At 73.3% G+C, this 4,646-nt stretch carries 4 protein-coding genes; 1 reads left to right on the top strand and 3 read right to left on the bottom strand.

What is annotated here, in order from left to right; translation table 11 throughout:
* The 3 genes from GSF22_RS30930 to GSF22_RS30920 form a co-directional block, all read right to left on the bottom strand.
* The coding region (locus GSF22_RS30930; RefSeq protein ID WP_208817449.1) for an AAA family ATPase at positions 1-983 on the bottom strand (983 nt) is incomplete at its 3' end.
* 33 nt (positions 984-1,016) lie between these two features.
* Positions 1,017-3,665, bottom strand: coding sequence for a fibronectin type III domain-containing protein (locus GSF22_RS30925; RefSeq protein WP_439957830.1), 2,649 nt, complete (start codon positions 3,663-3,665; stop codon positions 1,017-1,019).
* Positions 3,666-3,828: 163 nt separating this feature from the next.
* Positions 3,829-4,377, bottom strand: a complete 549-nt coding sequence (locus GSF22_RS30920; protein WP_244454452.1) for a fibronectin type III domain-containing protein — start codon at positions 4,375-4,377, stop codon at positions 3,829-3,831.
* An 82-nt stretch (positions 4,378-4,459) separates the two neighbouring features.
* Between GSF22_RS30920 and GSF22_RS30915 the strand changes: the two genes are divergently transcribed.
* A partial coding sequence (locus GSF22_RS30915) for a hypothetical protein (RefSeq protein ID WP_208817451.1) occupies positions 4,460-4,646 on the top strand: 187 nt, incomplete at its 3' end.

The raw sequence follows: 4,646 nt of genomic DNA, 5'->3' as shown, positions 1-4,646 counted from the left end.
GGGGTGGACTGACCCGAGGGCAGCGGCACCGGCACCGAGGCGACCGCCTGGGCCAGCACGTCCCACGCGGACACCCCCCGGACCTGGGCGTCGGGCGAGAGCAGGATCCGGTGCGCGAAGACCGGCTCGGCCAGCGCCTTCAGATCCTCCGGCATGATCCAGCCCCGCCCGTCGATCAGCGCGTACGCGCACGCGGCGCGGGTCAGCGCGATGACCCCGCGCGGGCTCACCCCGACCCGCACCTGTGGATGGTGCCGGGTCGCGGCGGCCAGCCGCACGGCGTACGCGTAGAGAGGTTCGGCGATGTGCACCCGCTGCGCCATCCGGACCATCTCGCCGACCGTGGTCGTGTCGATGACCGGCGGCAGGGCCTCCGGGGAACGGACCGTCGCCCCACGCAGCACCTCGATCTCCACCGCCTCGTCCGGGTACCCCACGGAGAGCTTCACCAGGAACCTGTCCAGTTGCGCCTCCGGCAGCCGGTACGTGCCGTCCATCTCCACCGGGTTCTGCGTCGCCACCACCAGGAACGGCCGGGGCACCGGATGGCGTACCCCGTCCACCGTGACGGTGCGTTCCTCCATCACCTCCAGCAGGGCCGACTGGGTCTTCGGCGACGCCCGGTTGATCTCGTCGGCGATGACGATGTTGGCGAACACCGGCCCGGGATGGAACTCGAACGCCCGGTTCGCCTGGTTGAAGATGGTCACCCCGGAGACGTCGGCGGGGAGCAGGTCCGGAGTGAACTGGATGCGCCGCCACTGCCCCTTGACGGTGGCCGCGATGGCCCGCGCCAGGGTGGTCTTGCCGACCCCCGGTACGTCCTCCAGCAGCACGTGCCCCTGGGCGAAGAGCGCGGTCAACGCCAACCGGACCACCTGCGGTTTGCCCAGCACCACCGAGTTGACGTTCTCGGCGAGCCGGGCGGCCAGCGCGGCGAAGCCCTGCACCTCGGCCTGGCTGAGCGGCTCGTGGCTGTTCACGACGGGTGGTGCTCCTTGCCTACGGTGTCACGGTCAGCAGTCGGGCAGGATGGTGATGTCGTCCCCGCCCTCCAGGTTCAACCAGGCCCACGGGATGTAGTTCTGCCCCTTGTAGTCGACCCGAACCCACCAGGTGCTCTGTTTCTGGTTGTTGTAGATCCACGAGTCGACGTTCTCGCCCGGCCGCTTGCAGTACGCCTTCAACCGGGTGCCCGGTTCCGCCCAGCCGACCTGCCGGTTGTTGTCCTGCCGGGGCACCGAGAAGATCTCGTTGCCGTTGCGGCCGTCCACATCGGCGTTGCAGTAGGTGCGCTGGTCGCCGTCCGGGCCGTTGTTGCAGGTGGCGATCCCGTACAGCGCGGCCGTCGGCTGCGCCCGCGACGCCGTACCGGCACCGGCGGCGTTCGTCGCGGTCACCGTGAAGGTGTACGCCGTACCGGGCGTCAGCCCCGGCACCCGGATGCTGGTGCAGGTACCCTTCGCCACCGGTTCACCCGGCGTGGTCGCCGTGCAGGTGACCTGCCCGCCGCCGGCGTCCACGGTGAACCGCAGCGTCACCGAGGTGGCGTCCGCCGTCGACCCGGTCACCGTCACCCGGGGCGGCGCGACCGTGCGGGCGGTCTCCGTCGCCGCCGGCCCCGCGCCGGCCTCGTTGACCGCCTTCACCGTCACCTGGACGCTCTGCCCGTCACCCAGCCCGCTCACCGTGGCCCGGGTGTCGGTCACCTCGGTCGTCCGGCCAGCCGCCTCGACCAGGTACCTCGTCACCGGCCGGCCGTTCGGCGCGGCCGGTGACCAGTCCAGCGCCACCGTGCCCGGCCGGTCGGCGACGGTCCTGGCCCGCAGGTCGACCGGTGCGCCCGGCGCCGCGTACGGCACCACCGTGTTGCTCACCGGTGACGCCTTCGACCCGGCACCCCGGGCGTTCACCGCCACCACCGTGAACGCGTACTGCGTGCCGTACTCCAGTTCACCGGCCGGCACCACCAGCTCCGTGCCGGTGGCCTCGCCCGCCGGGGCGTTCGTGCCGGCCGACACCGCGGTCACCACGTACCGGGCGATCTTCACGCCCTGCCCGTCCGCCGCCGGCCACCTCACCAGCACCGTGCCGTCCGGCCGCTCCTGGGCGGTCACCCGCACCGGCGCGTCCGGCACCTCGGCGGTCGGCACCACCGGGTTGCTCATCCGGGCCGGACCGGCGCCCTTGGCGTTCACCGCGTGCACCGAGAAGCGGTACGTCTCGCCGTTGGTCAACCCGGTGATCTCCACCGACCGCTGGTTGGCGCCCACCTCCAGGGTCTTCCCGGCACCCTCCACCACGTACTTCGTGACGGCCGCCCCGTTGGCCGGGGCGGGCCGCCAGCTCACCCGCACCTGCGCGTCACCGGCAGCCGCGATCACCTGCCGGGGCGCACCCGGCCTCCCCACCTGCGGCTTGCGTGGCGGGGGTGGCGGTGCGACCGGCGGCGGGTCCCCACCCAGCACGTCGTTGACGTACTTGTCGACCACCCGTACGGCGTGCCGGTCGTCGACCACCCGGGCGGTGGCGGAGTTCGGCGCGTTGATGAACAGCCGGTTCTCCCGCACCTCCAGCTCCAGCGGGCCGCGTACCCCCGCCGGGGCGATCGTGTCGACCAGCTTCCCGTCGGCGTCGAACGCGTACACCGTGCCGGTGGCGTCGTCGGCGCAGTAGAAGCGTCCCTGCCAGGCCACCGCCGCCCCGAGCCGGTCACCGGCACCCGGCACCACGAACTGCCGTACCGCGCCGTCCGGACCGATCACGTGCACCGCACGGGCCTCCGGCACGGTCACCGGGACCAGTACGCCGTCGGTGCGGGGCGGAAGCGTACCCGGCCCCGCCATGGTCAACCGCACGGTCCGCTGCTCGTCGCCACGGACCGTGGTCAACGCGCTGGTGGTCCGGTCCAGTACCGCCACCCCGTCGTCCAGGGTGGAGACGACCAGTTCGTGACTGGGGTCGGCGACGGCGACCGTGCGTACCCGCGCCGGACTGATCCCGCCCGCGCCGGCCGCCGTCGCCACCGCCGAGGGCAGCCTACCGGCGGTGATCGCGGTGACCGTGCCCTCGCTCGGCACCGCGATCCACAACCGACCCCTACCGTCGAACGCACCACCGGTGATGCCCGGCGGGAACCGCACCGGCTCACCCACCGGTACCAGCGACCGGGGGTCGAGCTGCCGGACGATGCCCTGCACCGCGTCGATGACGAACGCCCCGTCGTCGTGCAGGGCCACGTTGACGCCCAGACCGGGGGTGGTCCGGGTGGTCGCGGTGACCTGGAGGGTGGCCAGGTCCAGGGAGCTGACCTGCCCGGTGTTCAGGTCCCGCAGCACCAGCATCCGGTCGGTCTGCACGACCTGCATCGGGTGACTGCGGGCCTGCGGCACCTCGACCCGGGTGTCCACCCGCGCGGTGATCCCGTTGACCCGGGCCAGTTCACTGCGGGCGGTGCTCCACAGCCAGGAACTCGCGTCGTACCCGGCGACCGCGTTGTCCGCCGCCCCCAGCCCGAGGACGGTCAGTCCCATCGCGGCGAGCAGCGCCGACACCGTACCGATGGTGACGACCCCGCCGCGTAGCAGCCGGGACCGGCGGCGTCGGGGCCCGTCCGGGGCTGCGCCGTCGTCGTCCTTCGTGGTGCCGTTGTCTGTGGTGACCACAGCCGGCCGCCTCCCCATGCTGTTGCCGCTGGTCCGGCGCCGTTCACGGCGCCCCGCCCCCCAGGTCGGGCCCATCCTATGGCCTGGCGGAGCTGGCCGGGAACCCGCACCGTCCGGCATCGGACACTGTGGGTGTGGCCGGTGGACGCCGCAACGGTGCTGGTCAGCGCGGTGCGGCAGACGTACCCCGGTTGGTGCAGACCTGCCCCGACGTGGCGTACGTGTTGGTGGAGTAGACCGCCAGGATCGTGAAACAGTAGTCGACCCGGGGATTGAGCCCGTTGATCGTGTAGCTGCTCTGTCCCGGGTCGATGGTCGCCATCGCCCCCAGCTTCTGACCGCTGCGCCCACCCGCCACCACGAACGGCACCGCACCCCCGGACGGGTCCCGCCAGCTGATCGTGATGGTCGAGCTGTCGTCGCGGAGCCGCAGATCCGTGGGGGGCGCACCATCGACCGTCGGTGCCGCGCTCGGCGGTGCGGCAGGGGACGTGGTCGACGGTCCCGCCGCCGGTGGTGCCGGCTCGGACTTGTCGCCGAGCACGTCGACCACCACCAGCACCGCGCCGACCACCGCGAGGACCGCCACCGCGGCGGCCGCCCCCGCGATGACGGTCGCCGTCCGGCCGCGCGAGCCGGCCGGCTGCTGCGGGTACGCCCCGGACGGCGGGTACCCGTCCGAGGTGTGCCCGGGGTGCGGTGGTGCCGACATCGGCCGGCCGTGGTGCGGTGGCGCCGAGGTCTGCCGCCCCGGGTGCGGTGGTGTCGGGGTGGGTTGCCCGGGGTGCGGCGGCGTGGCGGTCGGTCGGGTCGGAGGGTGCGGCATCGCGGTCGGACCGGGCGCGGTCGGCGATGGTGCCGGTGTGCCGGCCGGTGTCGCCGGTGTGGTCACCGGCCGGCTGACCGGGGGCAGTTGCACCGTCGCCCCGCCGAACGCGCCGGAGGTGCCGGCCGTCGGTGCCGGTTGCGGCGGTACCGGCA

The sequence above is a fragment of the Micromonospora echinofusca genome, from assembly GCF_017614955.1.
Classification (GTDB): domain Bacteria; phylum Actinomycetota; class Actinomycetes; order Mycobacteriales; family Micromonosporaceae; genus Micromonospora; species Micromonospora echinofusca_A.
Note: the sequence above shows the minus strand (reverse complement) of the source record. Positions and strands in the feature narration are given on the sequence as shown.

Coding starts and splice junctions, on each gene's coding strand:
- GSF22_RS30920 (WP_244454452.1), bottom strand. CDS start 4,377: ATGTCGGCACCACCGCACCCCGGGCACACCTCGGACGGGTACCCGCCG.